Source organism: Pseudodonghicola flavimaris, from assembly GCF_030164425.1.
Lineage (GTDB): Bacteria > Pseudomonadota > Alphaproteobacteria > Rhodobacterales > Rhodobacteraceae > Pseudodonghicola > Pseudodonghicola flavimaris.
The window spans coordinates 59,570-79,596 of the sequence record NZ_JASNJD010000002.1 but is presented as its reverse complement, the minus strand read 5'-3'; the positions used below and the strand labels follow the sequence as shown (position 1 = coordinate 79,596).

Below are 20,027 nucleotides of genomic sequence, written 5' to 3'. Positions count from 1 at the left end.
GCGGGCCCATGACCCCCGAAGAGATCGCCAGGCTGCCCTATCGTCCCTGCGTCGGCGTGATGCTGATGAATGCGGACGGGAATATCTTTGTCGGCCAGCGCAACGACCGGTACGAGGATGCCTGGCAGATGCCGCAGGGCGGTGTCGACAAGGGCGAGGCGCCGCGCGATGCGGCGCTGCGCGAGCTGTGGGAAGAGACCGGGGTGACCGCCGATCTGGTCGAGGTGGTGGCCGAGAGCGCCCGCTGGTTGCCTTATGACCTGCCGCATGACGTGGTGCCGCATATCTGGAAGGGGCGCTATCGCGGTCAGGAGCAGAAATGGTTCCTGATGCGGTTCCTCGGCACCGACGATCAGGTCGATATCGTCACCGAACATCCGGAGTTCAGCACCTGGCGCTGGCAGGAGCCGGCGCATCTGGTGGAGAGGATCGTGCCGTTCAAGCGCGCGGTCTATGAGCAGGTGGTGGCGGAATTCGCCCCCTATCTGGGGCTTTGAGCGGCGGCCATGGGGCGGGTCCCGCCGGGAGGGGTGTGATGCGTCTTTTCGTGGGGATTCTGGTGGTGGCGCTGGCGCTGGCCGGCTGTACCGGCTGCAACTCCCGCCCCGATCTGCAGGCTGGTGTCGGGGTCGGCGCCAGCGGCACCCATTCGCGGGTCTCTGTCGGCCAGAGCTGCGGTCCGATGCATGTGCGGGTCGGCACCGGCGGAATGGGGATGGGCCTGCATCTCTGACATCCTGCGAAATCCAGGCAGCACATTTCGGGCGCGGGGCGCGGGCGTGGTCAGCCGTCGAAGAGCGGGATGTGGCTGCCGGCATCGCGCGGCAGATCGTCGGTGAGCCTGGGGTCGGCGGCGATCTCGATCTGCTGGCGCATCGGGGTGAAGCCGCTGCGCCGGTAGAACGCCAGCGCGCCGGGGCTGTCGAGTGTGCAGGTATGGACGTGGAAGCGGGAGATCGGGCGCGCCCAGGCGGAGGCGATGGCCCGGCTCATCAGGAAGCGGCCCGCGCCCTTGCCGATCAGCGCGCCGGTCAGGCCGAAGAAGGCGAGTTCGCAGGCGCCCTGCTGCCGGAAATCGAGTTCCAGCAGCCCTTCGGCGCGGCCGTCCTTCTCCAGCGCCCAGATCTCGACATCCGGATCGGAGAGGATCGCGGCGAGCTCCTCCTCCGGCATCTGCAGCCGGGAAAACCACAGCCAGTCGCGGCCGACCCGGGTATAGAGGTCGCGGTACCAGTCGGGTGTCGGGGCGGCGATCCGGGTCAGCGCGATCCCCGCCGGCAGGGGGCCGGGGCGGGCGGGGGGCGGTGCCCGCATCTCGAGATGGGTCACCACCGTCGCCACCATGCCCGGCGGCACGTCGTGAAACCCGGGCGCCAGCGCCATCAGAGCAGGCCTGCCTCTTTCAGCAGGGCCGAGACATCGGCCTCCGGCCGCGGACCGATATGGCTGATCACCTCGCGGGCGCAGATATTGCCGATCCTGGCGCAGGTCTCCAGATCGCGGCCCGTCGCCAGACCGTAGAGGAAACCGGCGGCGAACTGGTCGCCGGCGCCGGTCGCGTCGACCGGGGTGATCTTTTCCACCGGGATATCGGTGCGCGAGGTGCCCTCCATCACCGTCACCCCGTCGCCGGAGCGGGTGCAGACCACCAGCGGGCAGAGCGCCGCGGTCATCACCAGCGCGTCGTCCAGGTGATCGGTCTGGAACAGCGACTGGATTTCGGCCTCGTTGCCGATGACGAAATCCATCTGATGTTCGATCAGCGACAGGAAATCGCTGCGGTGGCGGTCGACGCAGAAGGGATCGGAGATGGCGATGCCGATCTTGCCTCCGCCGGCGTGGCAGGTCTTGGCGGCCTGCAGGAAGGCCTCCTTTCCCTTGTCCTTGTCGAAGAGATAGCCTTCGAGGAACATCAGCTGCGCCTGGCCGGCGACCTCGGCCGGAACGTCGGCGGAGCTGAGTTCCGAGGAAATCCCCAGATAGGTGTTCATCGAGCGTTCGCCGTCGGGCGAGACGAAGATCATCGAGCGCGAGGTCGGCAGTTCGCCGCCGGCGACCGGCGGGTTGACGAAATCGACGCCCTGCTGCGCCATCGCGCCGGCATAGAACTGGCCGAGCTCGTCTTCGCGGACCCGGCCGATGAAGGCGGTCTTCAGCCCCAGCGCGCCGGCGCCGGCGATGGTATTGGCGACCGAGCCGCCGGGCGTCTGCAGCCGGTTGGTCATGGCACCGTAGAGCAGCTCTGCCCGGTCGGTCTCGATCAGCTGCATGATGCCCTTCTCGATGCCGTGATCGGTGAGGAAGGCGTCTTCGGTCTGCGAGATCACATCGACGATGGCATTGCCGATGCCGACAAGTTGATAGGTGCTCATAGGGTCTTCTCCTCGAAAAGGCAGAGATCGCGGATCAGGCAGGTGCCGCACAGCGGTTTGCGTGCCTTGCAGTGATAGCGACCGTGCAGGATCAGCCAGTGATGGGCATGTTGCTGGAAATCCACCGGCACGTTGTCTTCGATGGCGCGTTCGACCGCATCGACATCCTTGCCCGGGCAGATGCCGCTCCGGTTGCCGACGCGGAAGATATGGGTGTCGACCGCCTGCGCGGGGTAGTGCCACCACATGTTCAGCACCACATTGGCGGTCTTGCGCCCGACGCCGGGCAGCGATTGCAGCGCGGCGCGGGAATTGGGCACGATGCCGTCGTAATCCTCGACCAGGATCTTCGACAGCTTGATGACGTTCTTGGCCTTGTTTCGGTAAAGCCCGATGGTCTTGATATGCTCGATCAGCCGCTCCTCGCCCAGGTCGAGCATCTTCTGCGGCGTATCGGCGATCTTGAAGAGCTCTCGCGTCGCCTTGTTCACCCCGGCGTCGGTGGCCTGCGCCGACAGCGCCACGGCCACCACCAGGGTGTAGGCGTTGACATGCTCCAGCTCGCCCTTGGGTTCGGGTTCGCGCTCGTGGAAGCGGGTGAAGATCTCGCGGATCGTGTGGTAATCGAGCTGCTTTGCCATCCGGGGTTTAATGCCCGTTGCCGCGTCGGGGTGCAATGGCCGACGGGCGGGCGAGCGGGCTCCGCCCGGGGGTGGTGCGGATAAGCCGCGCCGACGTGCTGCCGGAGGCGGCACCCCCGGTGATCAAACCGCAGGAAACGGGTCGCGCCGGCGCTGGCGCGGGCCTAATCTGGAACCGGACGAAAGGGGAGCTGCGGGCATGAGTGGCGACGAGATGGATCAGGGCTATCATTTCAACGTGATGCGCCGGGCGATCGAGCTGATCGATGCCGGCCAGCAGGCGGGGGAACCGGCGCTGTCGCTGGAGGAACTGGCGGCGCGGATGAACATGAGCCCGGCACATTTCCAGCGCATCTTCTCGCGTTGGGCGGGGGTGTCGCCGAAGAAGTTCCAGCAATATCTGCGGCTCGGCCATGCCAAGGCGCTGCTGCACGACCGCTTCACCACGTTGGAGACCGCCCATGCGGTGGGGTTGTCGGGTGCCGGGCGGCTGCACGATCTGTTCCTGCGCTGGGAAGCGATGAGCCCGGGCGATTTCGCCCGCCACGGCGCCGGGCTGACGATCCGCTGGGGCTGGTTCGACAGCCCCTTCGGCCCGGCGCTGGCGATGGGCACCGACCGCGGGCTGTGCGGTCTGGCCTTCGCCGCCGAAACCGGGGCGGAGGCCGCGATGGCCGACATGCGGGGCCGCTGGCCGGGCGCCGCCTTCGCCGAGGATCCGGGCGCACTGGCCGGCTGGGTTGCCGCCGCCTTCGACCAGAGCGGCGAGACCGCGCTGCATATGATCGGCTCGCCGCTGCAGATCAAGGTCTGGGAGGCGCTGCTGCGCATCCCCTCGGGCCATGTCAGCACCTATTCGGAAATCGCCCAGTCGATCGGCGCGCCCCGGGCGGTGCGGGCGGTGGGCACGGCGGTGGGGCGCAACCCGGTCAGCTGGCTGATCCCCTGCCACCGCGCCCTGCGCAAGTCCGGCGGGCTGGGGGGATACCACTGGGGCCTGCCGGTCAAACGCGCCATGCTCGCCTATGAGGCCGCGCGGGAAGAGGAGCGGGAGCAGATCGCCTCCTGAAGGGGGGGGCTCAGCGGGGCGCGGGGATACCTCCTTGTCGATCTGAAGCCGCGCGACGAGGGGCCAAAGCCATGACTGCCGGGCGCGAAGCCGGACCGGCGGGGCTGCTGGTTCAGTCCCTGTCAGGACCATCCAGCAGCGTAGTCGGGGGCAAAGACCGATTGCGCGTATCGATACTGCGAGGGGGCCAACTCGATCTTGCTGAGCTTCAGGTGTTTTGCGTTGCGGGCATGGAAGGGCGGCAGCGGCATCTTGAAGACGACGTCCTGACAAAACGCGCGCACCGCGTCCATTCGATGGATGTCGAAGACATGGTCGAAGTAATCCATCTGAGGACCGAACCAGGTGCATTGGTCCAGGAAATGACTGGCGGCGAGCTTGTAGGGGTCGTCGGAGCGCGCGATTGCTTCCATCTCGCCGCTTTCGATCATGGACAGGCAGGTATCGATCGACCAGGGTGCAAGCTTTTCGTGCAGCACCTTGTCGGTATAGGCGCTGATAAACCGGTCAATCGGATCGCGCTTGATGCAGAAGCGGATGTTACCTTCCTCACCGGGGGAAAAGAACTGGGGGTGGACCATCGCGTTATTGTGCCAGGCGGTGGGCAGGCCCAGTCCCCGCAGGGTGTAATAGCCCGACCAATCCCTGGTTTCGGGCAGGCGCTGCTCGTAGTGTTTCAGCCACATGCGCATGGTCGTGCCCGCGTTCTTGGGCGCGTCGTAGAACTCCACGCCGTTGACGGTCATGTTTGGTATTCTCGCATCCCGTTGGTCTTGCTGATGTGGCCGCTGGCAAAACGGCCTGTTGTCAGAGCTTATCTATCGGGCTGGAGACTAACGACTATTGCCGGGCCACCGAAAGCACTCTTTGTCAGGAAATCGGCTCTCTCGTGTCGAGAGGGCCGCGGGAGCTGGTGAAAACCAGAAGGGGGCTTCAGTAATCCGCCCCCCGTCTTCAGGTGGGGCGACACTGCGAGACGCGGCAAGAGGGGGGGCGACTGGCGCGGACCGAGGCTTGGTGAGAGCTCTCTTCGCGTCTGTCGCTCAGCTCTGTAACGCGCTGTCCGTTCGTTGGGCTGGGTGTCACCCTCTCGGGCGGAAGAGGCGCCTGCCAGCAAGACCGGTGCCGCCCGGTGCCCGCCGCTTTTTCGCCGTCTCTGCCGCCTTGCGGACCTCGTGCTGTTTGCGGATCTCGCACAGCTCGATCTCATGGGGGCTTGGGCGGCGCTCCGCTTGCCAGCGGTCGAGCCCGAGGGTGATCATCACGATCCAGTCATAGGAACACATCTGTCGTCTCCGGTATCTGCGTCTTGGCGGGCAGATAACCGCAGGGCTGCTGACAGCCCGTTGTCAGTGGCGCATGCTAGGATGGCAGCAGGCTGACAGCCCCCTGACCTGCCGGACCGGAGTTCCCGATGCCCCGAAGCGACCGATTGTTCGAAATCATCCAGATCCTGCGCGCTGCCCGGGCGCCGCTCCGGGCGGAGGATCTGGCGGCCCAGCTGGAGGTCTCGAAACGCACGGTCTACCGCGACATCGCCGCGCTGCAGGCGATGCGCACCCCGGTCGAGGGTGAGGCGGGCGTCGGATATGTGCTGCGCAAGGGCTATGACCTGCCGCCGCTGAATTTCGATGCCGAGGAGATGGAGGCGCTGCATGTCGGCCTGGCGATGCTGATGCGCACCGGCGACGGGGCGCTGCAGCAGGCCGCCGCCCGGGTCAGTCGCAAGATCACCGATGTGCACGCCTCGGCCGACTGGTTGCAGGTGGCGCCCTGGGGCGCGCCGCCCGACGACCCGGAACAGGGCTGCGTGCCGGTGGCGCGGCTGCGCGCTGCGGTGCGCGATGCGCGCAAGCTCCGGCTCTGTTACGTCGACAAGGACGGCAAGCAGACCGACCGGGTGCTGCGCCCGCTGGGACTGATCTATCACGTCGAATGCACCCTGCTGGCCGGCTGGTGCGAGCTGAGGGGCGGGTTTCGCCATTTCCGCACCGACCGGATGCTCGCTGCCGATCTGTTGGAGCAGAGCTTTGCCGAGGATGCCCCGATGCTGCGCAAGCTCTGGCGCGAGCAGGAGGACTGGAATTACATCTTCAGCCCGTGACCCCGTGACCCCGACCCTGAACGGGGTCGCCTCAGGGGCGATCGGCCGCAGCCGTGGGCGGCAATCCGCCGAGATTTCCGCGCCGCCGCTTGAGTGCGTCGGGCCGCAGGCAGATATAAGAGCCAAGGTCCCGCAGAACGGGACGGCAAAACAAGCAGAACAAGAGGCAAGCCAATGAAGCTCTTGAAGACCACGACCGTCGCGGCGGTTTCCGCCGCCCTGCTGCTGGGCGCCTGTTCGGACTCGCAGCTGCTCAGCAACAGCGATCCGAATGCCAACACCAAATCGGCAGCGATCATGGGCGGTCTTCTGGGCGCCGGGATCGGCGCGGTATCGAATTCCTCGCACAAGACCACCGCGGTTCTGGGCGGCGCGGCGGTGGGGGCGCTTGCCGGCGCGGCCATCGGCCAGTCGCTGGACCGGCAGGCCGCCGAATTGCGCCAGCAACTGGCCAATGACGGCATCACCGTGGTCAATACCGGCGACCAGCTGGTCCTGACGCTGCCGACCGACATCACCTTCGCGACCGACAGTTTCACCGTGCGCCCGGCGCTGCGGGCGGATCTGAACACTGTGTCGCAGCACCTGCTGCGCTATCCCGACATGATGGTGCAGGTGATCGGCCATACCGACAGCGATGGCGATGCTGCCTATAACGTCGGCCTGTCGCAGCGCCGCGCCTCCGCCGTGGCCAATATCCTGCAGGCCAATGGCGTGCCCTACACCCGGCTGACCACCATCGGCCGTGGCGAGGAAGTACCGATCGCCTCGAACCTGACCGCCGAGGGCAAGGCGCGGAACCGCCGGGTCGAGATCGTGATGATCCCCACCAAGTGATCGGCTGACATCTCACCGCCCCGGGGCCGGCCGCCGCGCAGAGGTGGCGGAGCGGGCGGGGGCGGTCTATCCTCCGGCTGAGGATGTTCAGCCGGAGGTGACATGACATGAGCGATCCCACCCTTCTCGGCCTGTCGGGCGCGCTGCGCCGGCTGTCGACCAACCGGATGCTGACGCGCGAAGCGGCGCGGCTGTTCGGCCCGGCGGTGTTCGTCGAGGCCGATCTGGCGCTGCCGCTTTATGACGGCGATCTGGAGGGGGAGGCGGGCATTCCCGGCGCGGTGCAGCAGCTTGCCGATCAGATCGCCGCGGCCGACGCGGTGGTGATCTCCACGCCGGAATACAACAAAGGGCCCTCGGGGGTGCTGAAAAACGCGCTCGACTGGGTCAGCCGCACCGCCGCCAATCCCTGGGCCGACAAGCCGGTGGCGGTGATGTCCTCGGCCGGCGGGCGCGCCGGCGGCGAGCGGGCGCAGATGGTGCTGCGCAGCTTTCTGGTGCCGTTCCAGCCGCGGCTGATCACCGGGCCGGAGCTGCATGTCGCCGATTGCCGCAACCAGTTCGACGACGCGGGCCAGCTGATCAGCGACCGCTATGCCGCGACGCTGGAGGCGCTGATGCGGAAGCTGCGCGCCGAGATCGGAGCCTGAGCCCGGGTCCACGCGCCGGGGGCTTTGCCCCCGGACCCCCAGGACATTTATGACCAGATCGAAGGGGGAGGCGTCAGGCCCGGGTCAGCGGATCGGTGTCGCGATCTCGATCAGATTGCCGTCGGGGTCGCGGATGTAGAGCGACAGGATCGGCCCGGCGGCGCCGGTGCGGCGGATGGGGCCTTCCTCGACGGTTACACCCCGGGCAGCGAGATGGCTCTGCCAGTCGGTGAGCGGCGTCTCGGTCAGGAAGCACAGATCCGCCGTGCCCGGACCGGGGTGGGCCGCCTTCGGCTGGAACGGGGCGGCGGCGGGATGCAGGTTGATCTTCTGCGGTCCGACGCGCAGGGCGATACGGCGGCTGCCGTCGGCGGGATGAAAGACCTCGGCCCGCATGCCGAGCACGTCGGAATAGAACCCTACCGTCGCGTGGATATCCGTCACGGTCAGGACCAGATGATCGAGCGCGGTCAGGCGGGGGGCGGTCACAGCGAGGCCTCCGGCCGGAAGCCTTCGGGGATGGTATCGCGCCCCTCCAGCATCAGATCGGCCATCACTTGGGCCACCTTGGGGGCCATGCCGAAGCCGATCTTGAAGCCGCCGTTGGCGATGAACCGGCCCGGGTGCAGCGGATGCGCCCCCAGCATCGGTGCGCGCGACCTGCTGCGGGGGCGCAGCCCGGCCCAGCGTTCGAGCACCGGCACATCGGCCAGCGCCGGCATCGCGGCGACGGCGCGGGCGAGGACGGCATCGAGCTGGGCGTCGGTGGCGGTGGGATCCTCGAACTCCCGCTCGCTGGTCGATCCGATGGCGAGGGTGCCATCGGCATGGGGCACGATATGGACCGCATCGGCGAAGAGCTGTGGCGCTCCGGGGCCGGCATCATAGGCGAGGAGCGCGGCCTGCCCCTTGACGGCATTGCCCACCACCTTGCCGAAATGCGCGGAAAGCTCGGCCAGACCGGCGGCGCCGGTAGCGTGGAGTACCAGGCCCTCTACCGGGCCTTCGGCCACGATCTCTGCCCCTTTGGCCCTGAGGGCGGCGACCAGCGCCGCGCAGGCGCGGCGCGGGTGCATGCGGGCGCTGAGGCTGTCGTGGATCAGAAAGCCGGTGGGCGAGGGGGGCGCCCAGGGGCCGAAATCGCCCAGCGGGCGCACTGCCCAGGTCGCGTGGTCCCGCCAGAGATCGGCGGCGGTGATCTCGCGGGCACGGGCCAGTTCCAGCGCCCGGTCGTCGGCGATCGGCTGCAGCCGGCCGGTGCGGCCATAGCCGGCGCTGGTGCCGCCCGCGGCCTCGACCCCGGCCCAGAAGGCTTCGGCCATCAACAGGCTGTCGAGCTGGAAGGCCTTCTTGTCGTTCCAGTTCTCCGGCACATGCGGCGCCAGCGCCCCGACCAGCCCGCCGGAGGCCCCGGCGCCGGGGCCGTGGGGATCGATCACCCGCACCTTCGCGCCCCGGGCGCAGCAGGCCCAGGCGGTTGCCAGTCCGAAGATGCCTGCGCCGTAGATCGTCACATCGGCCATTGCCATTGCCGCCGCCTTTCTCCAATGTCGCGCCGTTCTTGGACTGTCTTACGGAAAATCGGAATGGCCGACCAGCGGGCGGAACTCACCTGGCGCGACGGTGGCGTGCCGGTCTCGGCGCGGTTCGACGACCCTTACTTCTCGTTGCAGAACGGGCGGGCGGAGACGCAGCACGTGTTCCTGGCAGGCAACGACCTGCCGGCGCGGTTCGCGCCCGGGTTCCATGTGGCCGAGCTGGGCTTCGGCACCGGGCTGAACCTGCTCTCCGCCTGGGCGCTGTGGGAGGAGAGCGGCCAGCAGGGGCCGATCGGCTTCACCACGTTCGAGGCGTTTCCGATGGCGCCGGCGGATATGGCCCGCGCGCTGGAGGCCTTCCCCGATCTGGCGCCCTGGGCGGCGCGCTTTCTGGCGGTCTGGACCGGCACCGGGGCGGTGGCGCTGGACACGCTGCGTTTCCAGATGATCGAAGGTGATGCGCGGCGGACGTTGCCGCAGTGGCAGGGGCGGGCGGATGCCTGGTTCCTGGACGGTTTCGCCCCGGCGAAGAACCCCGAGCTCTGGGGCGACGATCTGCTGGCAGAGGTCGCCCGCCACACCGCACCGGGCGGCACCGCCGCCACCTATACCGCCGCGGGATTCGTGCGGCGGGGGCTGGAGGCGGCGGGATTTGCCGTCGACCGGGCCCCGGGCTTCGGCCGCAAACGTCACATGACCCGGGCAAGGATGCCGCAATGAGCGACCCGCAACGCAACAACGTGCCGCTCGGCATCCTGCTGATGATCGGCTCCACCATCGTCTTCGCCCTGCAGGACGGGATTTCGCGGCATCTGGCGGGGACCTACAACACCTGGATGGTGGTGATGATCCGCTACTGGTTCTTCGCCGCCTTCGTCATCGTGTTGGCGGCCCGCGGGCGCGGCGGCCTGCGCCGGGCGGCGCGGACCGAGCAGCCGTTTCTCCAGATCTTCCGCGGCCTTTTGCTGGCCGGAGAGGTCTGCGTGGCGATCTACGGCTTTACGCTGCTGGGGCTGATCAACAGCCAGGCGGTGTTCATCAGCTATCCGCTGCTGGTGGCGGCGCTGTCAGGGCCGGTCCTGGGCGAGCGGGTCGGCTGGCGGCGCTGGAGCGCCATCGGTATCGGCCTGATCGGGGTTCTGATCATTCTGGAACCGGGGGTTGGTGTCTTCGATCCGGCGGCGATCATCCCGCTGATCTCGGCGCTGATGTTCGCGCTTTACGGATTGCTGACCCGCTATGCGGCGCGGCGCGATTCGACCGAGACCAGCTTTTTCTGGACCGGCGTGTCGGGGGCGGTGATGATGACCGCCCTCGGTGTCTGGTTCTGGGAACCGATGACCGGGCCGGACTGGGCCTGGATGTCGGTGCTCTGCATCACCGGGGTGCTGGGCCACTGGCTGCTGATCAAATGCTACGAGGTGGCCGAGGCCGGGGCGGTGCAGCCTTTCGCCTATTTCCACCTGGTCTGGGCCTCGATCCTGGGGATGACGATCTTCGGCGAGGTCCTGCGCAACAATATCCTGATCGGCGCCACGCTGATCGTCGGGGCCGGGCTCTTCACCCTATGGCGCGAACGCGTGAAGGGTTGAGCCCGCCAGCTCCTGCGAAAACGGGATCGGCAGCGGTGTCTTGCCCAGCCGGGCGCGATAGACCGGCAGGCTTTCCGTCACCCGCATGACGTAATTGCGGGTCTCGTCGAAAGGGATATTCTCGATCCAGTCGACGATATCGACGCCGGGCGCACGCGGGTCGCCGTACTCCTCGATCCAGCGGGCCGGGCGCCGCGGCCCGGCGTTGTAGCCGGCCGCCATCAGCACCACGTTGCCATCGAAATCGCCGGCCAGCTTGGCCAGGTAATTGGCGCCGAGCTTGGCGTTATAGGCCCAGTCGCTGGTCAGCCGGTCGGTGCTGTGGCCGCCGAGAATGCCCAGTTCGGTCGCCATCAGCTTGGCGGTGGCGGGCATCACCTGCATCAGCCCGCGGGCGCCGGCGCCGCTGATCACGCCGGGATCGAATTCGCTTTCGCGCCGGGCGATGGCCAGGGTCATCTCCTGTGCCATCGGCAACTCCAGCCCGGCAACCGGATGCAGCGGGTAATAGATGCCCTCCAGCACGATGCCGCGGCTGGCGGCGCGCTTGGCGATCATCACCGCCAGATGCGGCCGGTCCATCTCCACCGCCATGGCGCCCATCTGCGCCGCCTGCACCGGATCGAGGCTTTCGACCAGATGGGTCAGGAACCGTTCGCCAAGGTCGGTTTCGCCCGCGGCCAGCAGCAGCAGACCGGCCTCGGCGACGCTGGATTTGAGAAACGCCGCCTGTCGCCAGGGCGGTGGCGCCGGCGGGTCGAGCAGGGCGGGATCGAAGGGGCGGCCGATCTTCTCGGCGGCCAGCAGCCCGTAGAAGGAGGTCTGCTGATCAGCCGCGCTGGCATAGGCGGCATAGGCGCTGTCGCTGTCGCCGAGCGCGGCATAGGTGCGGCCCAGCCAATAGCCGGCGCGGCCCCGGGAAATTGGCGTCTCCACCACCGCGTCGAAGTTGTGGAAGTGCTTCAGCGCGGTCTTCGGGTCGTTGAGCCGGGTCAGCGCGGCATAGCCGGCGATCCATTCCAGATCGGCATAGGCATAGCCGGCCTCGGGCGTCAGCTGATGCTGCGCGGCGATGCGGTAGGCCAGCGCGCCGTCGCCGTCGCGCAGTTTCTCCCGCGCCAGCCAGCGGCGGCGCTGTGCCCAGGCGGCAGGTTCCCCCAGCTCGGCGGCGCTGGTGGAATGCTCCAGCATCAGGGTGATGGCGTCGTCGCTGCGGCCCTTGCGGTGGCGCCAGACGAACCGGGCATGCGACAGGCCGGGATCGTCCTGCAGCCCGGCGGGCACCTTGGCGATCAGCCCGTCGACCCCGGGGGCGAGTTCCAGCAGGCCGATCCGGGCCTCCGCCAGGGCGCGCTGATCGGCGCCGACCAGCGGCAGCATCTGCTTGGCGCTGACCAGATTGCCGTCCCAGATCATCCTGTCCAGCCGGGCCTGATGATGCGGGGCCAGAAGCTTGCCGTGCCGGTCGAGATAGAGCGCCTGCAGCCCGGCCCCCATCGGCAGGGTTCGCCAGGCCAGCACCAGACCGGCCTGGGCCTCGCCGCTGCGGCCCCGGGACTCCAGCGCCTCCGCCTGGGCCAGGGCGCCCTCGGCGGTCTGTGGCGGGGTCTGGGCGAAAAAGCCCAGCACGCGTTCGGGCGGTTCGCCGGTGAAGGCCGGCTCGCTCTTGCGGCGTAGCCAGTCGAGCCCGGGCCAGTCGGGGCGGCGGTCGAGGAACACCAGAACGTCGCCGGCGCTGCCCTTGCCGGCCCTGAGCCAGTGCCAGACGATGATGTCGCGCGACAGCGATCCGCGCGCGCCGGAAACCGCCAGCGCCCGGTCCCAGTCGGCCTTGCGCATCGCCTCCAGCCCCTGGGAGAGATCGGCGACCGCATCGGCTCGGGCGTCGCGCCCTCCGGCCAGCACGGCCAGGCAGATCAGGAGCGCCGCGACGAGGCTCCCGGGCAACGGCGCGACACTGGCCCGCATGCGTGACATCCCTTGCATTTCTCACCCAACCGTGGCTAGAGCCTCTGACGATAAGTCACGCATCGCGCGGATCAACTCACAATTGCGGAAGCAGGCCCGGTTCGGCGGGCCGCTGCCCGTGCCAGACCGTTCAAACCCCAAGACCGGCGGGGACAGCGCCCGCCACGACCACGCTTTAAGGAGCACTTCCATGTTCAAAGGCTCAATGCCGGCCCTCGTCACCCCGTTCCGCAACGGCGAGCTGGACCTGGATACGCTCAAACACCTGGTCGAATGGCATATCGGCGAAGGTTCTGGCGGGCTGGTGCCGGTGGGCACCACCGGCGAAAGCCCGACCCTCACCCATGAGGAGCATGAGACCGTCATCGCCGAGGTGGTCAAGGCCGCCGCGGGCCGGGTGCCGGTGATCGCGGGCGCGGGGTCGAACAACACCGTCGAGGCGATTCGCTTCGTGCAGTTCGCGGCCGAGGCCGGTGCCGATGCGGCGCTGGTCGTCACCCCCTATTACAACAAGCCGACCCAGCGCGGTATGATCGCCCATTTCACCGCGCTGCACGACTGCGCCGATATCCCGATCATCATCTACAACATCCCCGGCCGGTCGGTCGTGGACATGACGCCGGCGACCATGGGGCAGCTGGCGAAACTGCCGCGCATCGTCGGGGTGAAGGACGCCACCGGCAAGTTGGAGCGGGTGAGCCAGCAGCGCGCCAGCTGCGGCGCCGATTTCATCCAGCTTTCGGGCGAGGATGCCACCGCGCTGGGGTTCAACGCCCATGGCGGCGTCGGTTGCATCTCGGTCACCGCCAATGTCGCGCCGAAGCTCTGCGCCGAATTCCAGGCGGCGACGCTGGCCGGCGATTACCGGCTGGCGCTGGAGTATCAGGACAGGCTGATGCCGCTGCACGAGGCGATCTTCATCGAACCCGGCCTGGTCGGCGCCAAATACGCGATGTCGAAACTGGGGCTCTGCGGGGAAGAGGTTCGCTCGCCGCTGACGCCGCTGGAAGACAGCACCAAGGCCGCCATCGACGCCGCCATGGCCCACGCAGGTTTGCTCTGACCCGCACCGCCGCGGTCCTGTACCTTTGCCGATGGCCCCGCCGCTCTGGCGGGGCTTTTTGCATCAGCGCGCCGCCAACGGCACATAGGCCCGCGGGTCCGGCCCGGTATAGAGCGTGAGCGGCCGGATCAAGATGTTGCTGCGCCGCTGTTCGATGCACTGGATCACCCAGCCGGGCATCCGGCCGATGGCGAAGATCGGGACATAGAGGTCCATCGGGATGTCGTGCAGCTGATAGATCACGCCGGAATAGAAATCGACGTTCACGTTCAGCCCGTGGCGGGCATAGGGGGCCATCGCCTCCACCACCGCCTGCAGGATCTCGTACCACTCTGGCGCGCCCATCTCCTCGCCCAGCTGGCGGACGCCGTCGCGCATGTGTCGGGCGCGCGGGTCCTCGCGGCGATAGACCCGGTGGCCGAAACCGGTGACCGGCTCCTTAGCGGCGCGTTTGGCACGGACATAGGCGGCGGCGTTCTCCGGCCGGCCGATTTCACGGACCATCTTCATCACGTCCTCTGCCGCGCCGCCGTGGGCCGGGCCGGCAAGGGTGGAAAGCGCGGTGACGATGCCGGCGTGCAGGTTCGCCTCCGTCCCGATGGTGACCCGGGCGGCGAAGCTGGAGGCATTGGCGCCATGTTCGGCATGCAGGATGAAATCCACATCCGCCAGCCGGGCGGCGGCCTCTGACGGCGGCTCGCCCTTCAGCATCCACAGCCAGTTGGCGGCATGCCCCAGCGCCGGATCGGGGGCGACCGGATCGCGGCCGTTGCGAAGCGCCTGATGCGCGGCGACGATCATCGGCACCTGCGCCGTCAGCCGGATGCCATTGGCGACGAAGGCGTCTTCGCCGGTGTCGCGGCTGGCAGGCTCCAGCGCCGCGAGCGCCGATACCGCGGTGCGCAGCACATCCATCGGGTGGCCGTCGCGGCAGGCGGCGATAATGTCATGGACCGGATCGGGCAGCACCCGGGCGGCCCTGAGCCGGGCGTCGAATCCGGCCAGTTCCTCCGCCGTGGGCAACTCCCCATGGATCAGCAGATAGCAGACCTCCTCGAAGCTCGATTGCGTCGCCAGATCGTGGATCGAGTAGCCGCGATAGGTCAGCTCCCCCCGCGCACCATCGATGTCGCTGACGCCGGAGCGTTCGAAATAGACCCCTTTGAGGCCGCGGTTGATCTTGACGTTGTCGCTCATGACTGGCTCCTTCGGCTGGAACTGGAGGATGGAATGTCGGCACTGACACAGGCGTTCGAAGCCGCCCGCGCACGCCGGGCCCGAGTGGTGTTCCCTGAGCTGGGAGAGGACCCGCGCATCGATGCCGCCGCCCGGCGGCTGGCGGAGGACGGGCTGGCGGAGCCGGTCCCGCCGACGGCGCCGAGCGCGGCGCAGGTCGCGGCTCTGGTCGCGGCGCGCGGGCTCCGGCCGGCGCTGGCAGACCGGATGCTGGCGCGCCCGCTGATCCGCGCCGCCGCCATGGTCGCCGCGGGCGAGGCCGATGCGATGGTCGCCGGTGCAGTGGCGCCGAGCAGAAAGGTGATCGAGGCCGCGAGCCTTGCCATCGGGCCGGCCGAGGGGGTGCGCACGGCCTCGTCCTTCTTTCTGATGATCTTCCCCGACGGGCGGGAGCTGATCTTTGCCGATTGCGGGCTGAACGTGGACCCGGACCCGGAGGAGCTGGCTGATATTGCCCGCGCCTCGGCCGCCACCGGCCGGGCGCTGCTGGGCGCGGCGCGGGTGGCGCTGTTGTCCTTCTCCACCGGGTCGAGCGGGGCGGGCGCCTCCGTCGACAAGGTGCGCGCGGCGGCGGAGGCGACTGGGTTCGCCGGCCCGCTGCAGGGGGACGCGGCGCTCAACCCGCGGGTGGCGGCGGTGAAGGGGATGGGGACGGGCGATGCCAATGTTCTTGTCTTTCCCGATCTCGATGCCGGCAATATCGCTTATAAGCTGGCGCAGGAACTGGCCGGCGCCCGGGCGCTGGGACCGATCCTGCAAGGGTTCCGCCGCCCGGTCTGCGATCTCAGCCGGGGGGCGACGGTGGAGGATATCGTGGCCGCCACCGTGGTGACGCTGGCGCTGGGATAGACCGGGTACGGCGCCGCGGCCGGACCCGGAATTTTGCAAATTCCGGACAAATTTCTTCGAAGAAATTTGCGCTGCCGCCGCTGTGCGCCCCGGGCCTCCCCTCCGGCTCAGACCTGCTGCGGGGCCATGTCGTCCGGATCGATCCCGGCCACCGCCACCGGCGCCGTCATCGCGTCGCGGCGGAACGGCTCGCCCAGTTCCTGGTTGATCATCGCCTCGATCAGCGTGGTCTTGCCATGCGTCATCTGGTCTTCGATCGCCCGGGCCAGTGCCGCCGTCAGCTCCTCCATCGTGCGGGCGACCACGCCCTGCAGCCCGCAGGCGCGGGCAATCCCGGCATAGGAAACCTGGGTGTCCAGTTCGGTGCCGACGAAATTGTCGTCATACCAGAGCGTCGAATTCCGCTTCTCCGCCCCCCATTGGTAATTGCGGAACACCACCTGGGTGATCGCCGGCCACTCGCCCCGGCCGATGGCGGTGAGCTCGGTGACCGCAATGCCGAAGGCGCCGTCGCCGGAGAACCCCACCACCGGCACGTCCGGGCAGCCGATCTTGGCGCCGACGATGGCCGGCAGGCCATAGCCACAGGGGCCGAACAGTCCGGGCGCAAGGTATTTCCGCCCCGCTTCGAAGCAGGGATAGGCATTGCCGATGGCGCAGTTGTTGCCGATGTCGGAAGAGATGATCGCCTCGCGCGGCAACGCCGACTGGATCGCGCGCCAGGCCATGCGCGGGCTCATCCAGTCGGGCTTGTCGGCGCGAGCACGGGCGTTCCAGCTGGTGCCGGGATCGTCGTCTTCGTGGTCCATCGAGGCAAGCTGCTGCGCCCAGGCCGATCTGGTCTGCGCGATCAGGGCCTTTCGGGCCTCCCGGCCGTCGTCGCCGGCCGCCTCCGCCAGTTTGTGAAGGATCGCGGTCGCGACCTTTTTCGCATCGCCGACGATGCCGGTGGTGACCGTCTTGGTGAGGCCGATGCGGTCGGGGTTGATATCGACCTGGATGATCGCGGCGTCCTTGGGCCAGTAATCGATGCCATAGCCCGGCAGGGTCGAGAAGGGATTGAGCCGAGTACCGAGGCAGAGCACCACGTCGGCTCTGGCGATCAGCTCCATCGCCGCCCTGGAACCGTTATAACCCAGCGGCCCGGCAAAGAGCGGATGGCCGCCGGGGAAGGCGTCGTTGTGCTGATAGCCGACACAGACCGGCGCATCGAGCCGCTCGGCCAGCGCCATGGTGGCCGGGATCGCGTCGCCCAGCACCACGCCGGCCCCATTGAGGAGGACGGGGAATTTCGCCTCTGACAGCAGTCGCGCGGCGCTGTCCAGTGCCGCCTCGCCGCCGCCGGGGCGTTCGAAGTCGACGATCTCGGGCAGTTCGATATCGATCACCTGGGTCCAGAAATCGCGCGGCATGTTGATCTGCGCCGGCGCGCTGGCGCGTTTGGCCTGAAGGATCACCCGGTTCAGCACCTCCGCCACGCGGGACGGGTCGCGTACCTCCTCCTGATAGGCGACCATATCCCTGAAGGCGGCCATCTGCTCGACCTCCTGAAATCCGCCCTGTCCCATCGTCCTGTTCGCCGCCTGCGGGGTGACCAGCAACAGCGGTGAATGGTTCCAATAGGCGGTCTTCACCGCGGTGACGAAATTGGTGATGCCGGGGCCGTTCTGGGCGATCATCATGCTCATCCGGCCGGTGGCGCGGGTATAGCCATCCGCCATCATCCCGCCGGAGCCCTCGTGGGCACAGTCCCAGAACCTGATCCCGGCCTTCGGGAACAGATCGGAAATCGGCATGAAGGCCGAGCCGATGATGCCGAAGGCCTGGTCGATGCCATGCCGCTGCAGCACCTTCACGAACGCCTCTTCCGTGGTCATTCTCATGGCTGGTCTCCCCCCTTGCCATCTCTCCCGTTACGGTCGCGGCGATGGTGACCGCCACGCGGGGTCGCCGGTAGGGCCAGACGCCGGGGGCAGATAGGGCCACTTCAGGGACGCGCCCCGATGGCGACCGAAGCGGATACGCAGAGGGGAGGGGGGCCATGGTCTCCGCTGGGGATGCGGCGATGGGGAGAACGCCGGTCGGGCAATTCTGCGTGCCCTCGATGGGACGGTGCGACGCGGAAAGGCGGCGCACTGACATCGTGTCTGCGCAACGGTGTCCTGCGAAGCGCAAACAGATTGCTTGTCTAGGCTAGGCGCAGCCGCTCCCGCGCCTTTTTGTGCCGAGGGGCTTTCCTGGGGTCTCCACCGTGCCGGCCCTCTGTCGCGCTGTCATGGCTGAATGCGTTTCCGGGGGGCTTCCTCGGGGCGCGCCGCGTTCGCAGATGAAAACGGTCCACTGGACCGTTTGTCCCCGCGCCGCTCACCCCCCTTCTTTTTCTGGATTTAGATTTCCTGGGGGTCTGGGGGCAAAGCCCCCGGGCAGGAGGTCTGCCAGATGCGCCTCCGATTGCGGAAGAGCACTCGGGTTGTCGCTGATCCCTCACGGGCTTTCACTGGGCCGCCGTCTCCCGGCGCGATGCCCGGGTGGCGGCGGCGATCCGGGCGATGCCCTCGCCGATCCGCGCCGTCGGGATCGAGGAATAGCCCAGACGATAAAAGCGCGACGGTCGCTCGGGGCCGGCGAAGAAGGGGGCGCCGGGCTCGATGAAAACACTGTCGGCCTGCAGCCGGGCGGCCAGCCGGGCGCTGTCGACACCCTCTGGCGCCTGCATCCACAGCGAGGAACCGCCATAGACCCCGCGGCCGGCGATGGTCAGCCCCTCGGCGGCGATCGCCGCTTCCAGAACCCGGCGGCGCTCGTGCAGGGCGCGGCCCATGCGGCGGATCTGGCTGTCGTAATGGCCCAGAGACAGGAAATAAGCGGCGGTGCGCTGGATATGGCCGGGCGGGTGGCGCAGCATCGCGGCACGCAGCGCCCGGGCCTCGCGGATGAAGGCCTCGGACCCGACCATGTAACCCAACCGCAGACCCGGAAACAGCGATTTCGAGAAGCTGCCGACATAGATCACCCGCCCGTCGGTATCGAGCGATTTCAGCGCCGGCGAGGGGGCGGCGAGAAAAGCCATCTCGAATTCGTAATCGTCCTCGACCACCAGCGCATCGAGCCCGCGGGCGCGGGCGAGCAGCGCTTGCCGGCGGTGGAGCGGCATGGTCGCGGTGGTCGGGCACTGGTGGCTGGGGGTGGTGAAGATCAGGTCGGTGCCCTCGGGGATCGCCTCGGGGGGCAGCCCGTCGGCATCGACCCGCACCGGCACCAGCCGGCAGCCCGAATGGGTCAGCAGATCGCGCTGCGCCGGGTAGCAGGGATCCTCGATCACCGCCTGGCGCCGGCGGTTCAAAAGCATCCGTGAGGTCAGCCAGAGCGCATTCTGCGCCCCGAGCGTGATCAGAATCTCCTGCGGCCGGGCCGAGATGCCGCGGCGGGGCAGGGTGTGGCGGGCGATATATTCCACCAGCAGCGGATCGTCGCGGTCGACGTAATCGTCCGTCATCGCCGCGAAATCCTTCTGCCCCAGTGCGCGCAGGGCGCATTGGCGCCAGTTGGCGTGATCGAACAGCGTCGGATCGGCCTGACCGTAGATGAAGGGATAGCGGAAGGCGCGCCAGTCGTCGGGCTTGCTGGGGGTGTCGCCGCCGGTGAACCGCTGCACCAGCGCCCGCGACCAGTCCACCGTATCGGCGGCGCGGGGGTGCGGGGTGTAGACCGGCGGAACCGGCGCGTTTTCTGAGACGTAATACCCCGACCGGCCGCGGGCGGAGAGGTAATCATTCGCCACCAGCTCGGTATAGGCGAGGGTCACGGTGATCCGGCTGACCCCCAGATGCGTCGCCAGCCGGCGGGAGGAGGGCAGTTTCTCGCCGACATGAAACCGGCCGGACAGGATGCCCTCGGCGATCATTTGCTGCACCTGCGCCTGCAGGGTGCCCGGCGCTCCGGGGGTGAGAAAGAAGGTTTCGACGGCGATGGTCATGGCCGCAGAATAGGTTGGACCTAAGTGGCCTGTAAACTGGATATAACCGGGATGCGGGTCCTCAGGGGAAAACGCGCCGTCACTCCCGCGCTGCGCATTTCCCTCTGGGTCTTGGCCCGAAACAGCGTTGAT

21 protein-coding genes are annotated in these 20,027 nt (G+C 68.1%); 10 read left to right on the top strand and 11 right to left on the bottom strand.

What is annotated here, in order from left to right; genetic code table 11:
• The first annotated feature begins 8 nt into the window (after window positions 1-8).
• Together QO033_RS03010 and QO033_RS03005 are read left to right on the top strand one after the other, a co-directional pair.
• Entirely contained in the window at window positions 9-497 is a 489-nt protein-coding gene (locus tag QO033_RS03010; RefSeq protein WP_284479448.1) for an RNA pyrophosphohydrolase, read from the top strand.
• A 38-nt stretch (window positions 498-535) separates the two neighbouring features.
• Window positions 536-733 carry a hypothetical protein gene (locus QO033_RS03005; RefSeq protein WP_284479447.1) on the top strand — a complete coding sequence of 66 codons (198 nt, stop codon included), beginning with the start codon at window positions 536-538 and terminating at the stop codon, window positions 731-733.
• Window positions 734-783: 50 nt separating this feature from the next.
• On the opposite strand, the gene QO033_RS03000 is transcribed toward QO033_RS03005, so the two are convergent.
• Genes QO033_RS03000 through nth form a run of 3 tightly spaced genes read right to left on the bottom strand, consistent with a single transcriptional unit; the run spans window position 784 to window position 3,013 of the window.
• Window positions 784-1,383 (bottom strand): GNAT family N-acetyltransferase, encoded by a 600-nt coding sequence (locus QO033_RS03000; protein ID WP_284479446.1) that lies wholly within the window; start codon window positions 1,381-1,383, stop codon window positions 784-786.
• On the bottom strand, window positions 1,383-2,372 hold the full coding sequence (locus QO033_RS02995) for an adenosine kinase (protein ID WP_284479445.1): 990 nt from the start codon (window positions 2,370-2,372) through the stop codon (window positions 1,383-1,385). Before QO033_RS02995 ends, QO033_RS03000 begins: the two co-directional genes overlap by 1 nt.
• Complete coding sequence (gene nth, locus QO033_RS02990) at window positions 2,369-3,013, bottom strand: endonuclease III (protein WP_284479444.1); 645 nt, start codon at window positions 3,011-3,013, stop codon at window positions 2,369-2,371. Before nth ends, QO033_RS02995 begins: the two co-directional genes overlap by 4 nt.
• A 199-nt stretch (window positions 3,014-3,212) precedes the next feature.
• Between nth and QO033_RS02985 the strand changes: the two genes are divergently transcribed.
• Window positions 3,213-4,082 carry a bifunctional helix-turn-helix domain-containing protein/methylated-DNA--[protein]-cysteine S-methyltransferase gene (locus tag QO033_RS02985; RefSeq protein WP_284479443.1) on the top strand — a complete coding sequence of 290 codons (870 nt, stop codon included), beginning with the start codon at window positions 3,213-3,215 and terminating at the stop codon, window positions 4,080-4,082.
• Between the two features lie 122 nt (window positions 4,083-4,204).
• Here QO033_RS02985 and QO033_RS02980 read toward each other — a convergent pair whose 3' ends face one another.
• The gene (locus QO033_RS02980; RefSeq protein ID WP_284479442.1) at window positions 4,205-4,828 is read right to left on the bottom strand and encodes a sulfotransferase family 2 domain-containing protein; all 624 of its coding nucleotides are present in this window, start codon (window positions 4,826-4,828) and stop codon (window positions 4,205-4,207) included.
• A 336-nt stretch (window positions 4,829-5,164) separates the two neighbouring features.
• A complete protein-coding gene (locus QO033_RS02975) occupies window positions 5,165-5,368 on the bottom strand; it encodes a hypothetical protein (protein ID WP_284479441.1) in 204 nt (67 codons plus the stop codon).
• A gap of 128 nt (window positions 5,369-5,496) precedes the next feature.
• Between QO033_RS02975 and QO033_RS02970 the strand changes: the two genes are divergently transcribed.
• From QO033_RS02970 to QO033_RS02960, 3 genes are all read left to right on the top strand, one after another.
• Entirely contained in the window at window positions 5,497-6,186 is a 690-nt protein-coding gene (locus QO033_RS02970; protein ID WP_284479440.1) for a helix-turn-helix transcriptional regulator, read from the top strand.
• A gap of 174 nt (window positions 6,187-6,360) precedes the next feature.
• Window positions 6,361-7,023, top strand: a complete 663-nt coding sequence (locus tag QO033_RS02965; RefSeq protein WP_284479439.1) for an OmpA family protein — start codon at window positions 6,361-6,363, stop codon at window positions 7,021-7,023.
• 107 nt (window positions 7,024-7,130) lie between these two features.
• Window positions 7,131-7,673 (top strand): NADPH-dependent FMN reductase, encoded by a 543-nt coding sequence (locus QO033_RS02960; RefSeq protein ID WP_284479438.1) that lies wholly within the window; start codon window positions 7,131-7,133, stop codon window positions 7,671-7,673.
• An 84-nt stretch (window positions 7,674-7,757) separates the two neighbouring features.
• Here the strand turns inward: QO033_RS02960 and QO033_RS02955 are convergent, their stop codons facing one another.
• A complete protein-coding gene (locus QO033_RS02955) occupies window positions 7,758-8,162 on the bottom strand; it encodes a VOC family protein (RefSeq protein ID WP_284479437.1) in 405 nt (134 codons plus the stop codon).
• Complete coding sequence (locus tag QO033_RS02950; protein WP_284479740.1) at window positions 8,159-9,196, bottom strand: NAD(P)/FAD-dependent oxidoreductase; 1,038 nt, start codon at window positions 9,194-9,196, stop codon at window positions 8,159-8,161. The genes QO033_RS02955 and QO033_RS02950 overlap by 4 nt, the downstream gene beginning before the upstream one ends.
• A 63-nt stretch (window positions 9,197-9,259) precedes the next feature.
• Here QO033_RS02950 and mnmD point away from each other — a divergent pair, with 63 nt between their 5' ends.
• A complete protein-coding gene (mnmD, locus tag QO033_RS02945; RefSeq protein WP_284479436.1) occupies window positions 9,260-9,931 on the top strand; it encodes a tRNA (5-methylaminomethyl-2-thiouridine)(34)-methyltransferase MnmD in 672 nt (223 codons plus the stop codon).
• A complete protein-coding gene (locus QO033_RS02940; RefSeq protein WP_284479435.1) occupies window positions 9,928-10,803 on the top strand; it encodes a DMT family transporter in 876 nt (291 codons plus the stop codon). The genes mnmD and QO033_RS02940 overlap by 4 nt, the downstream gene beginning before the upstream one ends.
• On the opposite strand, the gene QO033_RS02935 is transcribed toward QO033_RS02940, so the two are convergent.
• Window positions 10,777-12,771 carry a lytic transglycosylase domain-containing protein gene (locus QO033_RS02935; RefSeq protein ID WP_284479434.1) on the bottom strand — a complete coding sequence of 665 codons (1,995 nt, stop codon included), beginning with the start codon at window positions 12,769-12,771 and terminating at the stop codon, window positions 10,777-10,779. The genes QO033_RS02940 and QO033_RS02935 overlap by 27 nt on opposite strands.
• A 190-nt stretch (window positions 12,772-12,961) precedes the next feature.
• Between QO033_RS02935 and dapA the strand changes: the two genes are divergently transcribed.
• Complete coding sequence (dapA, locus tag QO033_RS02930; RefSeq protein ID WP_284479433.1) at window positions 12,962-13,834, top strand: 4-hydroxy-tetrahydrodipicolinate synthase; 873 nt, start codon at window positions 12,962-12,964, stop codon at window positions 13,832-13,834.
• A 63-nt stretch (window positions 13,835-13,897) separates the two neighbouring features.
• On the opposite strand, the gene QO033_RS02925 is transcribed toward dapA, so the two are convergent.
• On the bottom strand, window positions 13,898-15,031 hold the full coding sequence (locus QO033_RS02925) for a citrate/2-methylcitrate synthase (protein ID WP_284479432.1): 1,134 nt from the start codon (window positions 15,029-15,031) through the stop codon (window positions 13,898-13,900).
• Between the two features lie 33 nt (window positions 15,032-15,064).
• Here QO033_RS02925 and QO033_RS02920 point away from each other — a divergent pair, with 33 nt between their 5' ends.
• Entirely contained in the window at window positions 15,065-15,919 is an 855-nt protein-coding gene (locus tag QO033_RS02920) for a phosphate acyltransferase (RefSeq protein ID WP_284479431.1), read from the top strand.
• Window positions 15,920-16,026: 107 nt separating this feature from the next.
• Here the strand turns inward: QO033_RS02920 and xsc are convergent, their stop codons facing one another.
• Together xsc and pdxR are read right to left on the bottom strand one after the other, a co-directional pair.
• Window positions 16,027-17,802, bottom strand: coding sequence for a sulfoacetaldehyde acetyltransferase (gene xsc / locus QO033_RS02915; protein ID WP_284479430.1), 1,776 nt, complete (start codon window positions 17,800-17,802; stop codon window positions 16,027-16,029).
• A gap of 611 nt (window positions 17,803-18,413) precedes the next feature.
• Window positions 18,414-19,895, bottom strand: a complete 1,482-nt coding sequence (pdxR, locus tag QO033_RS02910) for a MocR-like pyridoxine biosynthesis transcription factor PdxR (protein WP_284479429.1) — start codon at window positions 19,893-19,895, stop codon at window positions 18,414-18,416.
• Between the last annotated feature and the right edge of the window lie 132 nt (window positions 19,896-20,027).

Coding starts and splice junctions, on each gene's coding strand:
- QO033_RS03005 (WP_284479447.1), top strand. CDS start 536: ATGCGTCTTTTCGTGGGGATTCTGGTGGTGGCGCTGGCGCTGGCCGGC.
- xsc (WP_284479430.1), bottom strand. CDS start 17,802: ATGAGAATGACCACGGAAGAGGCGTTCGTGAAGGTGCTGCAGCGGCAT.
- QO033_RS02985 (WP_284479443.1), top strand. CDS start 3,213: ATGAGTGGCGACGAGATGGATCAGGGCTATCATTTCAACGTGATGCGC.
- QO033_RS03010 (WP_284479448.1), top strand. CDS start 9: ATGACCCCCGAAGAGATCGCCAGGCTGCCCTATCGTCCCTGCGTCGGC.
- QO033_RS02925 (WP_284479432.1), bottom strand. CDS start 15,031: ATGAGCGACAACGTCAAGATCAACCGCGGCCTCAAAGGGGTCTATTTC.
- QO033_RS02970 (WP_284479440.1), top strand. CDS start 5,497: ATGCCCCGAAGCGACCGATTGTTCGAAATCATCCAGATCCTGCGCGCT.
- QO033_RS02965 (WP_284479439.1), top strand. CDS start 6,361: ATGAAGCTCTTGAAGACCACGACCGTCGCGGCGGTTTCCGCCGCCCTG.
- QO033_RS02920 (WP_284479431.1), top strand. CDS start 15,065: ATGTCGGCACTGACACAGGCGTTCGAAGCCGCCCGCGCACGCCGGGCC.
- QO033_RS02950 (WP_284479740.1), bottom strand. CDS start 9,196: ATGGCCGATGTGACGATCTACGGCGCAGGCATCTTCGGACTGGCAACC.
- QO033_RS02980 (WP_284479442.1), bottom strand. CDS start 4,828: ATGACCGTCAACGGCGTGGAGTTCTACGACGCGCCCAAGAACGCGGGC.
- QO033_RS02960 (WP_284479438.1), top strand. CDS start 7,131: ATGAGCGATCCCACCCTTCTCGGCCTGTCGGGCGCGCTGCGCCGGCTG.
- dapA (WP_284479433.1), top strand. CDS start 12,962: ATGTTCAAAGGCTCAATGCCGGCCCTCGTCACCCCGTTCCGCAACGGC.
- nth (WP_284479444.1), bottom strand. CDS start 3,013: ATGGCAAAGCAGCTCGATTACCACACGATCCGCGAGATCTTCACCCGC.
- mnmD (WP_284479436.1), top strand. CDS start 9,260: ATGGCCGACCAGCGGGCGGAACTCACCTGGCGCGACGGTGGCGTGCCG.
- QO033_RS02995 (WP_284479445.1), bottom strand. CDS start 2,372: ATGAGCACCTATCAACTTGTCGGCATCGGCAATGCCATCGTCGATGTG.
- QO033_RS02940 (WP_284479435.1), top strand. CDS start 9,928: ATGAGCGACCCGCAACGCAACAACGTGCCGCTCGGCATCCTGCTGATG.
- QO033_RS02975 (WP_284479441.1), bottom strand. CDS start 5,368: ATGTGTTCCTATGACTGGATCGTGATGATCACCCTCGGGCTCGACCGC.
- pdxR (WP_284479429.1), bottom strand. CDS start 19,895: ATGACCATCGCCGTCGAAACCTTCTTTCTCACCCCCGGAGCGCCGGGC.
- QO033_RS02935 (WP_284479434.1), bottom strand. CDS start 12,771: ATGCGGGCCAGTGTCGCGCCGTTGCCCGGGAGCCTCGTCGCGGCGCTC.
- QO033_RS03000 (WP_284479446.1), bottom strand. CDS start 1,383: ATGGCGCTGGCGCCCGGGTTTCACGACGTGCCGCCGGGCATGGTGGCG.